General features: G+C 53.5%; 22 protein-coding genes. 10 read left to right on the top strand and 12 right to left on the bottom strand.

What is annotated here, in order from left to right; genetic code table 11:
* The first annotated feature begins 160 nt into the window (after window positions 1-160).
* A complete protein-coding gene (locus tag Q4544_RS05825; protein WP_303504557.1) occupies window positions 161-898 on the top strand; it encodes an alpha/beta hydrolase in 738 nt (245 codons plus the stop codon).
* Between the two features lie 39 nt (window positions 899-937).
* On the top strand, window positions 938-1636 hold the full coding sequence (locus Q4544_RS05830) for an alpha/beta fold hydrolase (RefSeq protein WP_303504558.1): 699 nt from the start codon (window positions 938-940) through the stop codon (window positions 1634-1636).
* 9 nt (window positions 1637-1645) lie between these two features.
* Here Q4544_RS05830 and phaZ read toward each other — a convergent pair whose 3' ends face one another.
* Window positions 1646-2914, bottom strand: a complete 1269-nt coding sequence (gene phaZ, locus Q4544_RS05835; protein ID WP_303504559.1) for a polyhydroxyalkanoate depolymerase — start codon at window positions 2912-2914, stop codon at window positions 1646-1648.
* A gap of 107 nt (window positions 2915-3021) precedes the next feature.
* Between phaZ and Q4544_RS05840 the strand changes: the two genes are divergently transcribed.
* The 3 genes from Q4544_RS05840 to phaR all read left to right on the top strand — a co-directional run bounded on the left by Q4544_RS05840 (window position 3022) and on the right by phaR (window position 6059).
* The gene (locus tag Q4544_RS05840; RefSeq protein WP_303504560.1) at window positions 3022-4815 is read left to right on the top strand and encodes an alpha/beta hydrolase; all 1794 of its coding nucleotides are present in this window, start codon (window positions 3022-3024) and stop codon (window positions 4813-4815) included.
* A gap of 128 nt (window positions 4816-4943) precedes the next feature.
* Window positions 4944-5387, top strand: coding sequence for a phasin family protein (locus tag Q4544_RS05845; protein ID WP_303504561.1), 444 nt, complete (start codon window positions 4944-4946; stop codon window positions 5385-5387).
* A 120-nt stretch (window positions 5388-5507) separates the two neighbouring features.
* The gene (gene phaR / locus Q4544_RS05850) at window positions 5508-6059 is read left to right on the top strand and encodes a polyhydroxyalkanoate synthesis repressor PhaR (RefSeq protein ID WP_303504562.1); all 552 of its coding nucleotides are present in this window, start codon (window positions 5508-5510) and stop codon (window positions 6057-6059) included.
* A 72-nt stretch (window positions 6060-6131) separates the two neighbouring features.
* Here phaR and Q4544_RS05855 read toward each other — a convergent pair whose 3' ends face one another.
* Both Q4544_RS05855 and Q4544_RS05860 read right to left on the bottom strand, forming a co-directional pair.
* Complete coding sequence (locus tag Q4544_RS05855; protein ID WP_303504563.1) at window positions 6132-7337, bottom strand: DegT/DnrJ/EryC1/StrS aminotransferase family protein; 1206 nt, start codon at window positions 7335-7337, stop codon at window positions 6132-6134.
* A 109-nt stretch (window positions 7338-7446) separates the two neighbouring features.
* Window positions 7447-8130, bottom strand: a complete 684-nt coding sequence (locus Q4544_RS05860; RefSeq protein ID WP_303504564.1) for a type 1 glutamine amidotransferase — start codon at window positions 8128-8130, stop codon at window positions 7447-7449.
* 324 nt (window positions 8131-8454) lie between these two features.
* On the opposite strand from Q4544_RS05860, the gene Q4544_RS05865 reads away from it, so the two are divergent.
* Window positions 8455-8811 carry a VOC family protein gene (locus Q4544_RS05865; RefSeq protein WP_303504565.1) on the top strand — a complete coding sequence of 119 codons (357 nt, stop codon included), beginning with the start codon at window positions 8455-8457 and terminating at the stop codon, window positions 8809-8811.
* On the opposite strand, the gene Q4544_RS05870 is transcribed toward Q4544_RS05865, so the two are convergent.
* The 5 genes from Q4544_RS05870 to Q4544_RS05890 all read right to left on the bottom strand — a co-directional run bounded on the left by Q4544_RS05870 (window position 8808) and on the right by Q4544_RS05890 (window position 12689).
* Window positions 8808-9614, bottom strand: coding sequence for an ABC transporter permease (locus tag Q4544_RS05870; protein WP_303504566.1), 807 nt, complete (start codon window positions 9612-9614; stop codon window positions 8808-8810). The genes Q4544_RS05865 and Q4544_RS05870 overlap by 4 nt on opposite strands.
* A complete protein-coding gene (locus tag Q4544_RS05875; protein WP_303504972.1) occupies window positions 9611-10495 on the bottom strand; it encodes an ABC transporter permease in 885 nt (294 codons plus the stop codon). Before Q4544_RS05875 ends, Q4544_RS05870 begins: the two co-directional genes overlap by 4 nt.
* Before the next feature lie 53 nt (window positions 10496-10548).
* Window positions 10549-11268, bottom strand: a complete 720-nt coding sequence (locus tag Q4544_RS05880; protein WP_303504567.1) for a transporter substrate-binding domain-containing protein — start codon at window positions 11266-11268, stop codon at window positions 10549-10551.
* A gap of 26 nt (window positions 11269-11294) precedes the next feature.
* Entirely contained in the window at window positions 11295-12071 is a 777-nt protein-coding gene (locus Q4544_RS05885; protein WP_303504568.1) for an ABC transporter ATP-binding protein, read from the bottom strand.
* A 177-nt stretch (window positions 12072-12248) separates the two neighbouring features.
* A complete protein-coding gene (locus Q4544_RS05890; RefSeq protein ID WP_303504569.1) occupies window positions 12249-12689 on the bottom strand; it encodes a TerB family tellurite resistance protein in 441 nt (146 codons plus the stop codon).
* Window positions 12690-12767: 78 nt separating this feature from the next.
* Here Q4544_RS05890 and Q4544_RS05895 point away from each other — a divergent pair, with 78 nt between their 5' ends.
* Window positions 12768-13652 (top strand): polysaccharide deacetylase family protein, encoded by an 885-nt coding sequence (locus Q4544_RS05895; RefSeq protein ID WP_303504570.1) that lies wholly within the window; start codon window positions 12768-12770, stop codon window positions 13650-13652.
* 7 nt (window positions 13653-13659) lie between these two features.
* On the opposite strand, the gene Q4544_RS05900 is transcribed toward Q4544_RS05895, so the two are convergent.
* On the bottom strand, window positions 13660-14082 hold the full coding sequence (locus tag Q4544_RS05900) for a TerB family tellurite resistance protein (RefSeq protein ID WP_303504571.1): 423 nt from the start codon (window positions 14080-14082) through the stop codon (window positions 13660-13662).
* A gap of 158 nt (window positions 14083-14240) precedes the next feature.
* On the opposite strand from Q4544_RS05900, the gene Q4544_RS05905 reads away from it, so the two are divergent.
* The gene (locus Q4544_RS05905; protein WP_303504573.1) at window positions 14241-15290 is read left to right on the top strand and encodes a Hint domain-containing protein; all 1050 of its coding nucleotides are present in this window, start codon (window positions 14241-14243) and stop codon (window positions 15288-15290) included.
* Here Q4544_RS05905 and Q4544_RS05910 read toward each other — a convergent pair.
* The 3 genes from Q4544_RS05910 to secG all read right to left on the bottom strand — a co-directional run bounded on the left by Q4544_RS05910 (window position 15287) and on the right by secG (window position 18139).
* Window positions 15287-15775: a GNAT family N-acetyltransferase gene (locus Q4544_RS05910; protein ID WP_303504574.1), complete on the bottom strand. Its 489-nt coding sequence runs from the start codon at window positions 15773-15775 to the stop codon at window positions 15287-15289. The genes Q4544_RS05905 and Q4544_RS05910 overlap by 4 nt on opposite strands.
* A 136-nt stretch (window positions 15776-15911) precedes the next feature.
* A complete protein-coding gene (locus tag Q4544_RS05915; protein ID WP_303504575.1) occupies window positions 15912-17555 on the bottom strand; it encodes a CTP synthase in 1644 nt (547 codons plus the stop codon).
* A gap of 227 nt (window positions 17556-17782) precedes the next feature.
* Window positions 17783-18139, bottom strand: coding sequence for a preprotein translocase subunit SecG (gene secG, locus Q4544_RS05920; RefSeq protein WP_303504576.1), 357 nt, complete (start codon window positions 18137-18139; stop codon window positions 17783-17785).
* Window positions 18140-18343: 204 nt separating this feature from the next.
* Here secG and nthA point away from each other — a divergent pair, with 204 nt between their 5' ends.
* Both nthA and nthB read left to right on the top strand, forming a co-directional pair.
* Window positions 18344-18952, top strand: a complete 609-nt coding sequence (gene nthA / locus Q4544_RS05925; protein WP_303504974.1) for a nitrile hydratase subunit alpha — start codon at window positions 18344-18346, stop codon at window positions 18950-18952.
* Window positions 18949-19617: a nitrile hydratase subunit beta gene (nthB, locus tag Q4544_RS05930; RefSeq protein WP_303504577.1), complete on the top strand. Its 669-nt coding sequence runs from the start codon at window positions 18949-18951 to the stop codon at window positions 19615-19617. Before nthA ends, nthB begins: the two co-directional genes overlap by 4 nt.

Below are 19617 nucleotides of genomic sequence, written 5' to 3' on the forward strand. Positions count from 1 at the left end.
GAGTGTGTCAACCATGGAAGAGGGGTTTCACCCCTCCGGCTGAAACGAAGTTTCATCCTCCTCCCCAGAGTATTTTAGGAAAGATGAAGCGGAGCGTGGCTTATGGCTTTGACGGTGTCGGGTTTCTCGGGTTTAAGATGAGAAAAAAGAGGGGGCTGATGTGACAGAGTTTCTTGAGACACCACAGGGGCGGCGGATTGCATATCATAAGACAGAAGGCACAGGGCCTTGTGTCGTGTTCTTGGGCGGTTTGAAGTCTGATATGGAAGGCACGAAGGCTGTGCATCTTGAGGCCTGGTGCAAAGCGCAGGGGCGCGCGTTTCTGCGGTTTGATTACTCTGGTCATGGGGAAAGCTCGGGCACCTTTGAGGAAGGTTGCATTGGCGATTGGCACGAAGATTCTGTGTTTTCGGTCAATAGCTTGGTTGAGGGTCCCTATGTTTTGGTCGGCTCGTCCATGGGGGGCTGGCAGGCGCTGTTGTTGGCGCGATTGCAGCCCGAGCGTTTGGCGGGGCTCGTGACCATTGCGGCGGCACCGGATTTTACCGAAGACGGCTATTGGGCGAATTTCTCAGACGGTCAGAAAGAGACACTAGAGAAGGTCGGTCAGGTGGAGCTGCCCAGCGATTATATGGAGCCATACATCATCACAAAGCGGATGATTGAAGATGGTCGTCAGCAGTTGGTGCTGCGCGATGCTTTGGATTTGCCGTGCCCAGTGCGGTTCTTGCAAGGAACCGAAGATACCGCCGTAACAACGGCGACAGCCGTGCGATTGCTGGAACATGCAACTGGCGATGATATGCGACTGACGCTTGTGAAGGGGGCGGATCATCGGTTTTCAGACGAGCAGTGTTTGGCTTTGATCGAGGCCGCCGTGCAAGAGGTCAGCGCCTAGGATCGGCGTGAATTGATTAACGAGGAGCGTGCAAACCGCATGGCTGAACCAATTGTATTTTTACCGGATGTTCTTTGCGATGCGCGGCTGTTTGGGCCGCAGCTGGCCGAGCTGTCGTCCGACTATGGCGTGATGACCATGCCCTTGGGAGAGGGCGAGCGGATTTCTGATTTGGCTGAGAAGGTACTAGCCTTGGGGCCAAAGCGGATGGCTCTGGTTGGTACGGGGCTTGGTGGATTGGTGGCGATGGAGATCATGCGCCGTGCGCCAGCTAGCTTGTCGCGTTTGGCTTTGATCGCGACCTCGCCTTTGCAGGAAAGCCCGTTTGCGTCCATCGACTACGAGCCCATGTTGATTGCGGCGCGGACTGGGCGGTTGGCCGAAATTGTCCCGACGTTGACGGGTGTATCGGCTGAGGATGGAGAACTGTTGGCACTATTGCAAGACATGGCGCAGGCGGTTGGGGTTGAACGGTTCGTCGCCCAAGTGCGCGCCTTGCAGCGGCGGCGCGATATGCAGGCGGTTTTGCGTAAATGCGCGTGCCCGGCCGTTGTGATTTGCGGGGCTGATGACACGCTGACACCGCCAAAGCGGCATCAGATCATGGCCGAGTTTATTCCGGATGCAGAATTTTGCGTGATAGAAGGCGCGGCACATGTGCCAACATTACAAGCGCCTGCTCAGGTCACGGCGGCGCTGCGCCAATGGATGGCGCAGCCGCTTGTTTTGCGCAGCTGACGCGGGGCTTTAGGCCGCCGCGTTTTTGTTAGCTGGTTTTTTCGACGTCTTGCTGTTGGATTTGATGAAATCCAGCACAAGCGGGCGGATGTTATTGCGCCAGCTTTTGCCCGCGAAGATTCCGTAGTGACCAGCGTCTGGTTCAAGGTGGCTGGCTTTTTTGCTATCCGGTAGCCCGGTTAACAGATCAAGCGCTGCAACACATTGACCAGGTGCAGAAATATCGTCTTTTGCGCCCTCAACTGTTTTTACAGCAACATCGGTGATCTTACCAATATCCACTTTGCGGCCATTGACCGTAAATTCGTTTTTCGCGATCTCACCGTTTTTAAAGATACGTTCGACCGTCGATAGATAGAATTCGGCAGGCATATCCATGACAGCCAGATATTCGTCATAGAACCGGTTGTGTGCATCATGATCAGATGCTTCGCCTTTGGCGACGCGGGTGATTTGATCGACAAAGGCCTTTGAGTGGCGTTCTGCGTTCATCGACATAAAGGACGACAATTGCAGCAAGCCTGGGTAAACCATGCGGCCTACACCGTCATATTTAAAGCCGACCTGTTGGATCATCGTTTCTTCGAGCTGACCCATTGTCACGCTATGACCAAAATCGGTGACGTCGGTTGGTGACGCACTTGGGTCAATTGGACCACCGATCAAAGTCAATGTGCACGGCTGTGCGTCTGGATCTTCTTCGGCAAGGTACGCTGTGGCAGCCAATGTTAGCGGCGCTGGCTGGCAAACTGCAATAACATGAGTGTCAGGCCCAAGATGACGCATAAAGTCGACCAGATAGAGCGTGTAATCTTCGACGTCGAATTTTCCAGAGCTTACCGGGATGTCGCGCGCGTTATGCCAATCGGTCACATAGACTTCACAATCAGGCAATAACGAGATTACAGTAGATCGTAGCAGAGTCGCGTAGTGCCCAGACATTGGCGCGACAAGCATCACTTGCTTGCGGCGGCGTTTGCGTCCAAGCACCGAGAAATGAATGAGGTCACCAAAATCACGTTCTACAACGGTTTCAATCTGAACAACGTGATCTTTGCCATCTTCGCAGGTGAAAGAGTGAATTCCCCAATCTGGCTTGGTGACCATACGCGCAAACGTGCGTTCAGTTACTTCGCCCCAGGCGCTCATCCATTGGAGAGCGGGATTGGGTATCATCGAGAACATAGGATAGGACGCCATCGCGAGCGTAGAGGCCCCCAACCATTGGTTGGTGTTGCGAATTGTTTCCATCAGGTCGTACGTGGCCATGTAGCGCATTGGCGTCTCCCTAGTATTCCCGCTATCGTGCGGGATAAGATTGCCGGTTTTGAGACCAACAGTATGCAATTGCTGCACAGCAGCGACGATAAGGTGTGAAGATTGATATGACAACTGACGAGGATGCCGCAGTCGCGGAAAACGACGAACTCAGTGAAAATCTTACAAAAGTAGAGGAACTTTCTCAGCGTTTGGTTGAGTTGTTGGCGAAACATAAGCCCGTTCGACGAGAGTTGGCCGCACCGAATCAGGATGTCTTTACCGGGGCCGCATCTGCATATTGGTCAGAAATGATACAAAACCCGGGCAAAATCCTCGAACAACAAATGGAATTTTGGGGAAAGTCCGTTAAGCATTTTGTCGAGGCCCAGCATGTGCTCGCGCAGGGCAAGCTAGAAGCCCCCGAAGATCCAACCCCCTTTGATCGTCGCTTTGCGCATCCGATGTGGAAGTCCAATCCATACTTTAATTTTGTGAAGCAACAATATCTTATGAATGCCGAAGCCATTCATAAGGGTGTTGAGTCCATTGATGGATTACAAGGCAAAGAACGTGCGCGTCTAAAGTACTTTGCTGAACAGATCGTTGAAATGATGGCGCCGACGAACTTTCTGGCGACCAATCCAGATGCGTTGGAAAAAGCGATAGAAACCGAGGGGCGCTCTTTGGTCTCTGGTTTGGAAAACCTCATTCGTGACCTCGAAGCCAACAATGGCGAGCTAATCGTGCGTCTGGCTGATGAAACGGCGTTTGAATTGGGCGCGAATATCGCGACCACACCCGGAAAAGTTGTTTACCGAAATCGGATGATGGAATTGATCCAATACAGCCCATCTACCGATGAGGTTCATGAAATCCCTCTGGTCATCTTTCCGCCGTGGATTAACAAGTTTTATATCCTCGACCTCAAGGAAAAGAATAGCTTGATCAAATGGCTCGTCGATCAGGGCTATACCGTCTTTATCGTCAGCTGGATGAACCCAGACCGATCCCATTCAGATATCGGGATGGAACAGTACATAGAAGAGGGCTACCTGACCGCGATCGAAGAGGTCAAAAAACTAACCAAACAAAAGCAAGTGAATGCGGTAGGCTATTGTATTGCCGGTACGACATTAAATTTGACGCTGTCGTTGATGAAGAAACGCGGTGACAAATCTGTTAAATCCGCGACCTTCTTTACGACATTGACCGATTTTGTGGATCAGGGTGAATTTACTCCGTTTCTACAGGACGATTTCGTTGATGGAATCGAAGCTGAAGCAAATGAAGAGGGCATGCTGCGCTCTTTTATTATGCAGCGCACGTTTAGCTTTCTACGGTCCAACGACTTGGTCTACGGACCTGCCATTCGCAGCTATATGATGGGCGAGGCGCCACCGGCCTTTGATCTGTTGTATTGGAATGGCGACGGATCGGGCCTGCCGGGCAAGATGGTTGTGCAGTATTTGCGCAAGCTGTGTCAGGCCAATACCTTTGTGAATGAAGGGTACGAGCTGTTGGGCGAGACGTTGCACATCAAAGATGTGACTGTGCCGATTTGTTCTGTCACCTGCGAAACCGATCATATCGCACGTTGGAAAGACTGCTATCGCGGGTTCCAACAGGCGGGAAGTAAGAACAAGACGTTTATCGTATCGCAGTCAGGGCACATCGCTGGCATCGTGAATCCACCGTCCAAAAAGAAGTATGGCCATTACACCAACAAAGACCTCAAGCAGGATGCAGAGGGCTGGATGGAAAGCGCGACATTCACAGATGGCTCATGGTGGCCGCGTTGGGATAAGTGGCTGACACCCATGTCTGGCAAGATGGTTCCGGCGCGTGAACCGGGTGATTCGGAGCATCCTGTGTTGGAAGATGCCCCCGGAACCTATGTGAAGGTGCCTGCAACTCGTTGATATTTCTGTAAAAGGTAAGGATTTGCTGCATTGCAGCATATTTTTCTTGAAATGCCGCACCGCAGCATGCATATTGTTTTCAGATACAGACGCGGGACTGGCCCGCTTCATCGATAAGGAATTTGGAAATGGCTAAGGCACAAGACATCAACGCCGTCCTGAAAGACATGATGGGCGCATTCCCTGTGGACACTTCTGCGTTGGACGACGCATTCAAAAACACTGCTGCTTTGAACGAAAAGCTGGCAACTGTTGCGTTGGACGCAGCTGAGAAATCTTCTGAGATTTCCAGCAAATGGACAAAAGACACTCTGGCGAAAATGGCAGACATGTCTAAAGCAAAAGCAGATCCTGCTGACTACGCAAAAGCGATGACAGATTTCGCGTCTGCTCAAGCTGAAGTTGCTGCAGAAAACATGGCGGCATTCGCTGAAGTCGCGAAAAAAGTTCAAACTTCTACAGTTGAACTGATGATGTCTGCTTCTAAAGAAGCAACCGAAGGTGCAACTGCCGCGGTTAAAAAAGCGACTGACGAAGTGACTGCTGCTGCTAAGAAAGCAACATCTAAATAAGTCGAAAGACATTGGGCCTAGGCCCTAAATGATAAGGGCGAGCCTCGTGCTCGCCCTTTCTTTTTGTTCTGCACTCGCATAAGCTTTGCTGCAACGCTGCATTTAGAGGAGAAATGCCCAGTGGCAGATACTGATAAGCCTCTCTTAATTAAACGTTATGCGAGCCGTCGGCTCTATAACACTGAGACCAGTGACTATGTGACGTTAGACGACATCGCGACGTTTATCCGAGATGGTCGAGAGGTGCAGATTGTTGATCTGAAAACCGGCGACGATCTAACGCGTCAGTACCTACTTCAAATCATCGCAGAGCACGAAAGCCGCGGTGAGAATATGCTTCCGGTGAATGTTTTGAACGATCTCGTGCGTTCGTACACATCTCAGGCGACCAGCATCGTGCCGCAGTTCTTAGCGCAAAGCTTTGAGATGTTGCGTGAAGGTCAGACCAAGATGATGGAAAACATGTCCACCATGAATCCGATCAATCCGATGGGAACCATGCAAGCGCAGCAAGAAGCCTTTCTAAAGGCGATGACCGGCGGCATGGCGAATTGGAAAAGCAACGCGACCACCGAAGCAGAGACCAAACCCGCCGAGGAAGAAGGCGAAGGGTTGGACGACATAAAGCAGCAATTGGCTGAATTGCAGGCGAAGTTATCAAAGCTGTCCTAAGCAAATGCTTCATCTAGAATAAAAAACGCGGCCCCATTTCGGAGGCCGCGTTTTTCTTTTCATTTCTAGCGTTTATGCGACTGACGAGGGCGCCATCACATCGTTAACCGCAGCCAAAAGCGTTTCAGAAATTGCATCCAAATCAGGTGTTTTTAGACGCGCGGGCAGGCGCACATCGCATGCCTTCATCAGCATCGCACGTGTTTGCGGCAGCTCTGGAAGGTTAGGGATGAATTGCCAGTTCCAAAAGGCGCGGGCATTGTCCTGAGACGCGCCAAAGACTTGCACCTTGATGCCGCGTGCCTGCGCAGCCCTTTGAAAGGCCTCGATTTTATCGTCATCCATATCAACCAGATTGAACTGGATGCTATCCGGTGCGCGTTCTTCAGGGGCCAGCTTGTCTGGCACTTGCACCCATTGGCTTTGGTTCAATTGACCAGCAACATAATCGTGGTTGGCACGTCCATCGCGCACGCGGCGCGCGACTTCGCCAAGCTGCGGGCGAATGATTGCGGCCGACAAGTTACCTAAGCGTAAGTTATATAAGGGTAATTTGTTCTGCCAGCGGGAAAACGCATCGGCCAGTTCGGTGGTGTTATCACCGGTTGGGCCTTTGTGTTTCTGCCAGTTGTGCTCATAGGCACCAGACATGATGACCATGCGGGCGATTAGGTCGGCGTCGTCGGTGACTAGGATGCCGCCTTCGCCTGCGTTAACTAGTTTGTAAGATTGGAAGGAAAAACAGCCAATTTTACCAATAGTACCGATGTTACGGCCATGCCAGGTTGTGCCTAGGCTGTGGGCGGCATCTTCGACGACTGGGATGTTGCGCGCATCACATAGCGCCATGATTGCATCCATGTCGGACGTATGGCCGCGCATGTGGCTGATGATAACGGCCTGAACCTCGTCCAGCTTGGCCTCAAAGTCTGCGATGTCGATGCGGTAATTGTCCGAAACTTCGCACAAAACCGGCAGTAAATCCGCGTGGATGACAGAGGAGGGAACGGCGGCAAACGTAAAGCCGGGGATCAGTACTTTGGAGTCTCGTGGCAGACCTAAGGCTTTGAGAGATAAGAATAAAGCAGCAGAACATGAACTCACTGCCAGTGCATATTTGCTACCCAATAAGGCGGCGTATTCCGCTTCGAGCAGGGCAACCGGCGCGTCCTCTGGAGCTGTGTAGCGAAAGAGATCACCGGTTTGTAAAAGGCGATCAATCTCTGGACGGGCAGATTCTGGGATGGGCTCGGCGGAATAGACGTCTGGTAGAGTCATAGATTTGGCTTTGCTTAAGTTATTCTTCCAGAAACTTAAAACTACAGCGCAAATAACACGAGTCAAAACTTGAACGGCGGTTCAATTTTCATGGGCTATTGCAGGGATGTCACGCGCTGCGAGACATGCGTAGGAAATCCGCGATTTGGTCAGTGATAACCTCGTTTGCGGTTGGCTCTGCGAGGTTCTCAAACACCTCGTCCAACTGCTCTTGGGGCACCTTTCCGGGGCCCGCAAACCGCATCAAGCCCTCGATCGCATCAGGGCCGAATTCTGGGTGGAATTGAAAGGTCAACGCGCGGTCGCCATAGGCGATGGCTGCATTGGTGCAGGTGGCGTTTGAAGCAATCACACGGGCACCTTCTGGCACCTCGATTACTTGGTCCTGATGCCATGCATTTAGCGGCAATTCTAGGCCACCAAAATCATATTCTTGCCGCCCGACGTTCCAACCACCTTTGAACTTTTCTACTTTTCCACCAAGGGCTTGCGCGATCAGTTGGTGGCCAAAACAGATACCAACGATAGGGCGACCAACGGTCACGGCTTCGCGCACGAAATTCTCTAGCGGAGGGATCCATTCGTGGTCTTCATAGACGCCGTGCTTTGATCCTGTCAGCACCCAGCCGTCGCAGTCTGTGGCGCTGGCTGGAATGTTATTTTCGAACACGCGATAGACTTCAAAAGTGAAGTCTTGGCCGGACAGCATTGCCTTAAAAACATTGTCTACGTCTCCGGTCACGTCGAGCATTTCTGGTGCAAAGGAACCAGCCTGTAGAATGCCAATTTTCATCTGTGTTCTGCGTCCATCTTTTGGTGTCAAAATTCCGAGTCGGCAGAGTTTGCCATAAGCGTTGATCCGCCGCCAGATTGGAAATGTTGCGCAATAGTGCGCCGTTGCACAAGCAACCCTGCCGTTCGGCGCAATAACGATCGGCTAATGTGAAATTCGTGCGTTTCACGGGTTGAAACGTACGATTCCTTTTTGAATGTGGGAGGGAAAGCAAAAGTCACGCTGCTGACATAAAGCGGCAGCAAGGATAGCTGACAGAAACTGGCACCAGTCCAAGGTACATCAACGCAGCAAATCACTGCTTAGCGAATGGACAGCTACATTATGAAAATGAATTACTTTGTCGTCGGAACAAACGACATGGATGCCGCGACCAAATTCTACGATTCACTGTTTGAGGACACGGGGCTTATGAAGGTGCCGGCGTCGGATCGGATGACCTACTGGCTGTGCGATGATTTCGCCTTTGCGGTTGCATTGCCGTTTGATGGGCAACCGGCGACCAATGGCAATGGCACGATGGTTGGGTTTGCGTTTGATACCCAGGAGGATGTGATCAGGATGCATAAAAAGGCGATTGCCTTGGGCGGCACCTGCGAAGGGGAGCCAAGCCAAAAGGGACCGAAGTTTTCGGGCTACGTGCGCGACTTGGATCAGAACAAAATCTGTATCTCTGATTAGCGGATCAGGTTTGGTCGGATGCGCAGGCGTTTGCGTTGGGTCTGGGGCAGGTGGCGGTTCAGGTATTTGTTGGCGATGCCAAAGACGCCGATCACAGCCAAGGTGAGCAGGATGAAAAAGCCTGCCAAGATTGGATAGGGGATGAATGGGTTGAACGTTTTGTCTGCAAAGTAGCTGGCATAATACAGCGCGTCGCCCCGTTGGCTAAGCGCTGGAAATCCAGAGAAGAACACCAACGTCGTTGCGTGGAACAGAAAGATCGCCTCGTTCGTGTAGGCGGGCCATGCGAGGCGCATCATTGTTGGAAAGGTGATGCGCCGGAATCGTGACCAGCCAGACATGCCGTAGGCATCAGCGGCTTCGATGTCGCCCTTGGGGATCGACAGCAGCGCGCCATAGAAAATCTCTGCCGAGTAAGCCGCCGTGTTGCAGAACAGGACAACCAACGCCCCAGCATAGGCCGAGCTAAAGGGGGCAAAGATGGGGGACACGCTTTTGAGGCTGACAAAGGCGAAATAGGCAAAGAAGATTTGGATAAACAGCGGGCTGCCGCGAAAGATAAAGATGAACCATCGTGCCAGTTGGTTCGGCAATGTGCGGTTGCTGTATTTGCCAACCGCCAAGGCGACGGCAAAGAAGAAACCGGTGATCAGGGCAATCACACCGAAATAGATATTCCAGATCATGCCAGAGCCGATCAGGGTGAACTGCTCGCACAGGGTAAAGTCACTGCGGGGCAATAGGCGTTCGCCGTAGCCGATGGAGCGAAGGCCGTAGGCTTGAAGTGTTTCAAAACAGCTCATGCGGCGGCCTTTCGTTGGGCTTCGCCACCGGATGTGGCTTGGCCTTTGGTCAGGCGCGCCATGATCCGATCCAGCGTCATTTCAGAGACTTTGGTAAAGGCGAGGTAGAAAATCAGCAGCGCAAAGAAATACCACATGCGCCAATCGCCGTGCGGGTAGTCAGTGAAGCGGGCGTTTTTGGTGCCACCCAGTTCGCGGGCCCAATATACGATGTCTTCGACGCCCAGAAGGAACAGCAAAGGCGTGGCTTTGATCAGCACCATCCACAGGTTGGACAGGCCGGGCAGGGCATAGACCCACATTTGCGGCACAAGGATGCGCCAGAACGCTTGGCGGCGGGTCATGCCATACGCCTCTGCGGTTTCGATCTGGCCCTTGGGGACGGCGCGCATCGCTCCGAATAGGATGTTGGCCGCAAAGGCACCAAAGACGATGGAAAACGTCAGGACGGCTAGGAAGAACCCATAGGTTTCGTGGACCCATTGCGGTGCGTTGCTAAGGGGCAGTTTGGCGGCGTCACAGACGACAAAGTCGATGCCTTGGCGAATGGGTTGGTCCCAATCGGGGCATTTGATTTTGTGGCGGAGCCATTCAAAGCCTTGGTCTAAGGCAATGACAAAGAACAGGAAAAACGCAATGTCCGGCACGCCGCGCACGATGTTGGTGTAGCCTTTGCCAAACCAGCGTAGGGGCGCGATGCGGGATCGTGACGCCGTGGCGGCACCAAAGCCGAATGTCAGAGCAACTGGGGCGGTGATTGCCAATAGCGCCAGGACCACGAACACGGAGGTATAGAGGTTCATGTGTTTTCCTGTTGTTAAATAACAGGAAAGCCATTGAAATCCGTCAAGGGTGCTGGGGTCGGTGCAATAGGAAAACATCGCGGGCCTTAAATTGGGAATGACCCGCGCCGAAGCGCGGGCCATAGATCAGATTACCACTGAGAGGACACTTGCCATTTGGCAATCAGCTCGTTCAACGAGCCGTCGTCTTTCATGGTTTGGATCGCTGCGTCGAACTTGCCGCGTAGCTCTGCATCGGATTCACGCAGGCCCATGCCAACGCCGCCGCCGAGGGCTTCGATGCGCTCTAGTTTCACCAGGCCGTCAGTGCCAGCGACTGTGTCGATGAACGAGCTATCCGCCAGAACGGCATCCGCTTCGCCATTGCGAACGGCTGCGACTGTTTCTTCTGGTGTTGCGAATTCGATCAAGGTCCAACCCTGTTCCGCCACAAAGCCCGCCTGAATGGTGGAAGCCTGCGCCGCAACGATCGCGCTGCTTAGGTCAACGTCGGCGTTTAGCGCAACGTATGCAGAGGGATCTGGTGGTGTGTACGCTTGGGTGAAGTCGATGACCGCTTCGCGCTCGTCTGTGATGGACATGCCCGCGATGATCACATCGTAGTTGCCCGACACTAGGTTAGGAATGATGGAGTCCCAGTCATTCTTGACCCATTCGCAGGTCAGTTCTGCGCGTTTGCAAAGTTCATCGCCAAGATCGCGCTCAAAGCCATCGATCTCGCCTTTGTCGTTTACAAAGTTCCATGGCTCATAGGCGCCTTCGGTACCCAGACGAACAACAGAGTGTCCATCAGCCATTGCAAAGCTGGCGGTGAGTGCAAGCAGCGCCGTGCTAAGTGTAAGTTTTTTCATGGTTTTCGCTCCCATAAAGTTTGAAATTAGGCGGATACAGTCGAAGATAAGAACTGTTTCAACCTGTCGGATTTGGGCGCTTTGAACAGGTGTTCGGGCGCGCCTTCTTCTTCAATCAGCCCCTGGTGCAAGAACACCACGTGGCTAGATATGTCTGCGGCCATTTTCATGTCGTGTGTCACGATCAGCATGGTCCGGCCCTCTGCGGCGAGGGATTTGATAACTTTGATAACTTCTTGTTCCAGCTCTGGATCAAGCGCGGATGTGGGTTCGTCAAACAACAGCGCCTCTGGTTCCATACACAGACCGCGCGCGATGGCGGCGCGTTGTTGTTGGCCCCCAGAAAGCTGTGCTGGGTACACATCGCATTTGTCGCCAATACCAACCTTGTCGAGGTACTCGCGGGCTTTCATTTCGACTTCGTGTTTGTCGCGACCCAGAACCGTGACGGGTGCTTCCATGACGTTTTGTAGGATTGTCATGTGCGACCACAGGTTAAATTGCTGAAAGACCATCGACAGGTTGGTGCGAATGCGCAGCACTTGCTTGGGATCGGCTGGCACACGGTTTAGACCTGTGCCTTTCCATTTCACGGGCTCGCCTTTGAAAAGGATTTCGCCCTGCTGGCTGTCCTCTAGCAGGTTGCAGCACCGTAGGATGGTGGACTTGCCAGAACCAGAACTGCCAATCAGCGAAACGACGTCGCCTTTATGCGCTTTGATGTCGACGCCTTTGATAACTTCAAGGTCGCCATACGCTTTGTGCAGGCCATTGATTTCCAGCACCGGCAGTGTGTCGGTCAAAGCAGCATTTCCCCAGTTGATGTCTTAGTCTATTTTTTTATTGCTGACCAATTGGGACGAAAAGCCGGAGGATTGCAACTCGCAAAACGGAAGAAAGCGGTGTGAATCGTCCGAATTGCGCTAGGCTACTGGAATTTTGTTCAAAGTTTAGCAACGAAACAAGATACTGCAGGATTCTTACGACTGGCCAGTCACACGCTGCCGCGCGAGGGCGCTGTCACGGTCATTGATGCCTAATAGATTGGCCGCAAGACGCACAATGGCGTCCTCTTCGGCATCCCGTTCCCCATCGGCCAAGACGACCTGCCACAGGGATTCTATCACACCAATGCGCTCTTCATGGGCCACCGCATCCTTGATCGCGCGTGTGAACCGCACGGTGTCTGGTGCTTCGGTTTCCAAGGTCTCTGCCTCTTTGCGCAGGGCTGTCGCCTCGAATGGGGACAGGCCATAGCGGCTGGCAACAATGCGATCAATTCGTTCGATTTCCGCCGGGGCATAGTCCCCATCCGCACGGGCAATGCGCACCAAAAGGGCGGTCAACGCAAGACGCGCATCTGTGTCAGACAAAGGGGCCGGGGCGGGTGCGGTCAGGCGCTTTAGGAAATCAGCAAACATAAGCGATAGATCGGGCTTCTGACGCGAAAGGTCAAGCGGTGGAGGGAAATGGTGTGGCCAAGTGAAACAAGCGATCCTATGGTCATAGCATTATCTGAATGTGAATTGATCCATATGCCTTTGAAAACTGTGCTCTTTAGCCTTGCGATTTTGTTGATTGTTTTGAGCCAAGTGGCGTTTTCTGCCGAGGTTGCCATTACCTTGGACGACCTGCCGTACGTCAACCCGTCCCAAAATTCGCCAGATGAGGGGCTGGCCATTGTGAAAGCTGTGAATGGGGCGCTTTCCCTGCACGGCATTACCGCGATAGGTTTTGTTGTTGGTGGGCAGATTTCCCGGAAAACCAAACCAGCTTTGCAGGCCTTTATTGATGACGGCCATCAGGTTGGGAACCACAGTTGGACCCATCCTGACTATGGAACATTGACTGTCAAAGAATTCCGCAAAGAGGTTCACAAGACGGATCGCGCCTTGCGAGGATGGATGGGGGACACCAAGTTCTTTCGGTTCCCTTATTTGCGTGAAGGGGAGACGCCAGAGGCAAAAGCCGCTGCCGAGAGCGTGTTGGCCGCATTGGGGTATGTGAATGCACCTGTTTCAATCGACAATGATGAGTGGCGATACAATTCAGAATACGTAATGGCCTTGGCCGCAGGAGATGCCGCGCGCGCAAAGGCGATAGGGGCGGAGTATGTGGAACATATTCAGGAACGCACGGTTCATTTTCAAACCCTCGCGCAGGACGCTTTGGGCCACGATGTAAAACACATCCTTTTGCTGCATATGAACAAGATCAATGCGGATTATCTTGGCGATCTGCTGGATTGGTATGCGGGCGAGGGGTGGTCCTTTATCTCTCTCAAAGAGGCGATGTCGGATCCCCTATATTCCGCACCAGACCTATATGCGGGCCCGCGCGGGCTGTCGCAAATTGAGCGCGTTGTCGGATTGAAAAGCAACTAAGCGCCTTCTAAGGCGCCGGGCTGTCCTTTGGGTCGATTCCCATGACGCGTTCGATTTCGTGAAGTGCGGCGTCTTCTTCGGGGGTGTCGCGGCCATCGGCTAGGATGACTTTCCACATGGCGTTTACCATTTCCAAACGGTGGGCGTAGTCGACGTGTTCGCGGATGATCAGGCCGAAATCGGGGGTGCCGGGGGCTTGGGCCTCTAGCTTTTCGCAGGTGGCGCGCATTTTGGCGGCCTCTACGGCGTTGATTTCGAATGATTTTGAAAGGATGGAGTCAATCTCGCTGATCTCTGTCACGTGGTATTCACGGTCAGATTTGGCAACGCGCACCAACAAGGCGCCAAGTGCCAGTTGTTCGTCTGGCTCTGGCAATGGTTGCTGCGTTTTTGGTGTGCCTTTTAGGCGTGCGATCAATCCGTCCCACATGTGCTGTCTCCCCCGTTCGCTGGGGGACAATGTGAAAGAGTGGGCTGCGGAACACAATGGGGGGCTACGGGGAATTTGCATAAATTCGCCCCATTGTTGTACCTGTGTTTACATAGTTTTTTAGGAAACAGAGACCAAAGTTATCTGGGTGAGTCTGAATGCCGTTTTTGTACGTTTATAGTCCAAGCGATTTTGTGGGTGGATTGCCAGATGAGCAGGGCGCACAGGCGCAGGGGTCTGGTCCATTCACGCTGACATTGGTCCCGGGCGCGACGCCGACGTTGATCGAAGTGAATGACAACGACGCGGTTTTCGACGAAGTTGATGGGAACCAAACGCTTGCGGGTGGTGTGAACATCGATGGCGCCTCTTATGGCGCAGGAACCAGCATTCATTCGGCTTACGACCTTATTAATTCTGGTTCAGGCCATAAGGTCACCTCGCTTCATTTTGGCGGCGATGGCTATGAACAAGGTGCCGTTCACGGGTTGGTTTCAACCGAGCCATTGGTGGCCGGGCAAAGCTATACCTTTGATGTAGAACGCACGTCGCATCGCCAAGACAATGACTATGACGATTTTGTTGCCTGCTTTGCGGCTGGCAGCCGGATACGGACCAAACGGGGTGATATTGCGGTGCAGGATTTGCTGCCGGGGGATATGATCGCGACAGCGGATGAGACCTATCAACCGCTTCGTTTGCGGCTTAGCCGCCATGTTTCAGCGCAAGAGCTAGAGAGTTCACCAAAGCTGTGTCCTGTACGCATCACGGCAGGTTCGTTGGGGCAGGGATTGCCGACCCGTGATTTGGTGGTGTCCCCCCAGCATCGGATGTTGGCAAATGGTCCTTTGTGCGAGCGGATGTTTGGGCAATCTGATGTGCTGCTATCCGCGCGCAAGTTGACCGAGCTGCCGGGGATTTATGTTGATCCGGATGTAGAGAACGTGACCTATTTCCATTTGGTCTTTGATGATCACCAAGTGGTCTATGCCGAGGGCGCGCCATCCGAAAGTTTTTATTGTGGGGCGCAGGCCATTGATGGTTTGCATTCAGAGGCGCGTGACGAATTGTTGACGCTGTTCCCTGAGCTGGCCCAAGCTGAAGCGTCGCCATCTATGGCACGCCTATCGCCGCGGTCCCGTGGGCAGCGCGTGCTGGTCCAACGGTTGCGCAAAAACGACCGTACGGTACTAGAGGCCGGGATTTAAGCGCCGATCAAGCGCTTAGAGACCTCTGTTTTATGCAGTGGTAATGACAAGGTCGCATCCATTCGCAATCCTCGCGAGGTCACGTGATAGCCGCGATATTTGGTTAGGCCCAAAGTGCGGGTGTTGGATGTTAGGACTTCCAGCTTAACGTCCTCGTGGCCACGTTTGACCAACTCATTTTCCATCTCTTCAAGCAGGCGGCGGCCGATGCCTTGTCCTTCGTCTGCTTTGTTGACCCAAAGGTCCGTCACGATGTTTTCGCCGTTTGCAGCAGCGGCAAAACCAAGGACGTGATCGTCCTTTTCGGCAATCAAAATATTGTCCGGCTGAGTAACGGCAAAGTTTTCAAATACATCTGCGGTTACCCGGTTTTGCACCTCTTCGGGTAGGTTATTGGCATTCCCACGTTTCCAAGCCGCATGGCCGATGGCCGCAAGTGTTTTGGCGTCGGACGCGCGCGCCCAGCGAATTGTTACCTCTGTCATATGTCCTCCCATACGGTGGGCAGCCACCGTGCACAGCGCTATAGCACATTTTTGAGACTCGCGCGACGTGTGGGGCCAGCATACGAAAAACGCCGCTGAAAAGCGGCGTTTTTGTAGGAGGAATTTAGCGTAAACTTTAAACGAGGCGCGAATTGTCTTTTGCGGCGCGGATAAAGTCTTTGAACAGCGGATGCGGATCAAATGGTTTGGATTTCAGTTCTGGATGGAACTGAACGCCGATGAACCATGGGTGATCTTCCCATTCTACGATTTCTGGCAATTTGCCATCTGGGCTCATGCCAGAAAACTTAAGACCGGCTTTTTCAAGCTGTTCACGGTATTTCGTGTCAACTTCGTAACGGTGACGGTGACGTTCGTCGATGGCGGTTGTGCCATAGACTTTCGCAACGTTGGAGCCTTCGGCCAAAGTGGCGTTATAGGCGCCAAGGCGCATGGTGCCGCCTTTGTCGTCATCTGCTTTGCGCTTGACCTTAGCGTTGCCCTGCACCCATTCCTTGAGGTGGTAAACAACTGGTTCGAAACGCTTTTTACCTGCTTCGTGATCGAATTCTTCGGAGCCCGCATCCGCAACGCCAGCAACGTTACGCGCCGCTTCGATCACGGCCATTTGCATGCCAAGGCAGATGCCAAGATAAGGCACTTTGTGTTCGCGCGCGAATTGCGCGGCTTTGATTTTACCTTCGGTGCCGCGCTCGCCAAAGCCGCCAGGCACGAGGATGGCGTCATAGCCTTCCAAATGCGGAGCAGCTTCGCCTTTGTCAAAGACCTCGGCGTCGACCCAATTGACGTTCACTTTGACACGGTTGTGCATGCCGCCGTGGATCAGGGCCTCTTTGATGGATTTATACGCATCTTCGAGCTGGGTGTATTTGCCAACGATTGCAACGTTCACTTCACCATCGGTGTTGTGAATGCGGTCTTGGACGTCGTTCCAGCGCGCCAGGTTTGGTTTTGGGGCAGGGGCGATGCCAAAGGCATCCAGCACAGCCTGATCCAGACCTTCGTGGTGATAGGCCAGCGGCGCTTCGTAGATCGATTTCAGATCGTAAGCGGCCACAACGGCCTCTTTGCGCACGTTACAGAACAGAGCGATCTTTTCGCGCTCTTTGGCTGGGATAGGCTGCTCGGAGCGGCACACAAGGATGTCAGGCGCGATACCGATGGATTGCAGCTCTTTCACCGAGTGCTGGGTTGGCTTTGTCTTTAGCTCGCCAGAGGCCGCTAGGTAAGGCAGCAGTGTCAGATGCATGAACAAGCACTGGCCGCGTGGTTTGTCGTGGCTGAACTGGCGGATGGCTTCGAAGAATGGCAGGCCTTCGATGTCACCAACCGTACCGCCAATTTCACAAAGCATGAAATCAACTTCGTCTTCGCCGATGGAAATGAATTCTTTGATTTCGTTTGTGACGTGGGGAACCACCTGAATGGTTTTGCCCAGATAATCACCGCGGCGCTCGCGTTCTAGAACGTTGGAATAGACGCGACCGGATGACACGGAATCGGTCATGCGGGCAGGGACGCCGGTGAAGCGTTCGTAGTGACCAAGATCCAGATCGGTTTCCGCGCCATCATCGGTGACAAACACCTCGCCGTGCTCAAACGGGCTCATGGTGCCCGGATCAACGTTGAGATAGGGGTCAAGTTTGCGCAGACGCACCGTGTAACCACGCGCCTGAAGCAGTGAGCCCAAAGCCGCAGATGCAAGGCCTTTGCCCAGCGACGAAACAACACCACCTGTGATGAAAATGAACCTTGCCATAGGTTTGGCGACCCCCGTGATTGCCATGACGTCGCAGCGAAATGCGCGACGAAAAATTCAAAAAATGCGAGTACCGCCGGCATGATTTTTGCCGATGCATCACGGGACTCAAGATATAAAGGATTCGCTCGCGTTTGGCAATACGACCGCAAGATGCTGTTGCGGTCGCGCTCTAAAACTCAAGCTATAGTGGTTGGCCTCTTGGATGAGGCTACCGAATGTGCGGTTTAGTTTGCTTTTGGAACAAGCGGTGCATCATCACCTTCTGCCGGTGGCAGAAGTGAATCAGCTGCAGGCACTGTAGTGTCGGCTGGTGTCAGCTCGGTGCCCAATGTGTCGATCACAGAGGTGCCCGCGGCGTTTGACGCAGCAATGACTGTCAGTGCGATGGATGTGCAGATAAAGCCCGCAGCAAGGATCCAGGTCACTTTGCCCAGTGCTGTTGCTGCTGAACGGCCGGCAACTGCGCCGCCGCCACCGCCGCCACCCATGCCAAGGCCTCCGCCTTCGGATCGTTGCATAAGCACGATGCCAATGAGGGCCAGCGCCAAAAGGAGGTGGATAATAAGGACGACGTTTTCCATGGTGGCCTGTTCTTTACGAGCGTTCGGATACTTCAGCCGGGTATCTATGCATTTTCGCAGCCTAGGGCAAGGCGCTTTCTTGTGAAGATGGATTAGGGGCCTTGCCCCTCGGGCCGAAACTTTGTTTCGACCCTCACCCCAGAGTATTTTGGGAAAGATGAAGTTTGTATGGACTCGAATTGTCTTTCGGTGTTGGCTCTGCCTATGCCACATGATCATCCACATACAGTGCTGCCTGCGGACCCGGTTCTACGGGTGAAGGCGCTTGAGACGCTATTGGTGAAAAAGGGGCTGGTTGATCCAGCTGCTTTGCAAGCCATCATAGACACGTATGAGCATAAGATTGGCCCGCAAAACGGCGCGCGGGTTGTGGCCAAGATGTGGAGCGATCCGGCGTTTCGGGCTGCGATGGTCGACGATCCCATGCCGCTGCTGAGCGAGCTTGGCTATTACGGTCGACAGGGCGAGCACATGGTAGTCGTAGAGAACACGCCAGATGTGCACAATATCGTCGTTTGCACGCTATGTTCTTGTTATCCTTGGCCTTTGCTGGGAATTCCGCCGGGTTGGTATAAATCCGATGCCTATCGTTCGCGCGTTGTGCGAGAGCCGCGCAAGGTCTTGGCAGAGTTTGGTGTGACCTTGCCAGAGAGCACTTCGGTGCGCGTTTGGGATTCCACTGCTGAGGTGCGCTATTTGGTGGTGCCAGAGCGGCCAGAGGGGACGGATGGGTTTTCAGAAAACGCATTGGCGGCACTTGTGACGCGGGATTCGATGGTGGGTGTTGGCCTTGCCAAGGAGCCAAACACATGAGCCGCGTGCACGATATGGGTGGTCGATTTGGCGATGGGCCGGTGCGGGCGGAAGATGATTCCGTCTTTGCTCAAGAGTGGCACAAAACCGCGCTGGCGTTGAATTTGGCCGTGGGGGCCTTGGGGCAATGGAATATCGACAAGTCCCGCCATGCGCGGGAATGTTTGGTGCCCAAAGATTACGCGCGGTTTTCCTACTATGAAAAATGGATGGCGGGCCTTGCGGATTTAATGGTGGCCGAAGGGGTTGTCACGGCTGACGAACTGGCGGGCGGTGCGATTGAGCCATCGGAATTGGCGGAGCGTTGCTTAAAGGCGGATAAGGTTGCGGCGGCCTTGGCCTCGGGTGGCCCGGCGGATCGGGTATCCGAGATTGATCAGGTTTTTGCTATTGGTGATTTGGTGCAGGCCCGCAAGCCTGCGCGCAATCAGATGGTCGAGGGGGGGCATACACGCCTTCCCAGTTATGCGGCCGGGGCCGTAGGGCGCGTGGTGCTTTATCACGGCACACATGTGTTTCCTGACGCCAATGCGCACGGATTGGGCGAACGGCCCGAGCCGCTTTATGCCGTGGCCTTTTCTGCGGCCGCACTTTGGGGCACGGCAGAATCAGCCGGGGACGAAGTGATTATGGATCTGTGGCAAAGCTATCTGGTGCCAGTATGA

It is taken from the genome of Cognatishimia sp. 1_MG-2023 (assembly GCF_030548175.1).
GTDB lineage: Bacteria > Pseudomonadota > Alphaproteobacteria > Rhodobacterales > Rhodobacteraceae > Cognatishimia.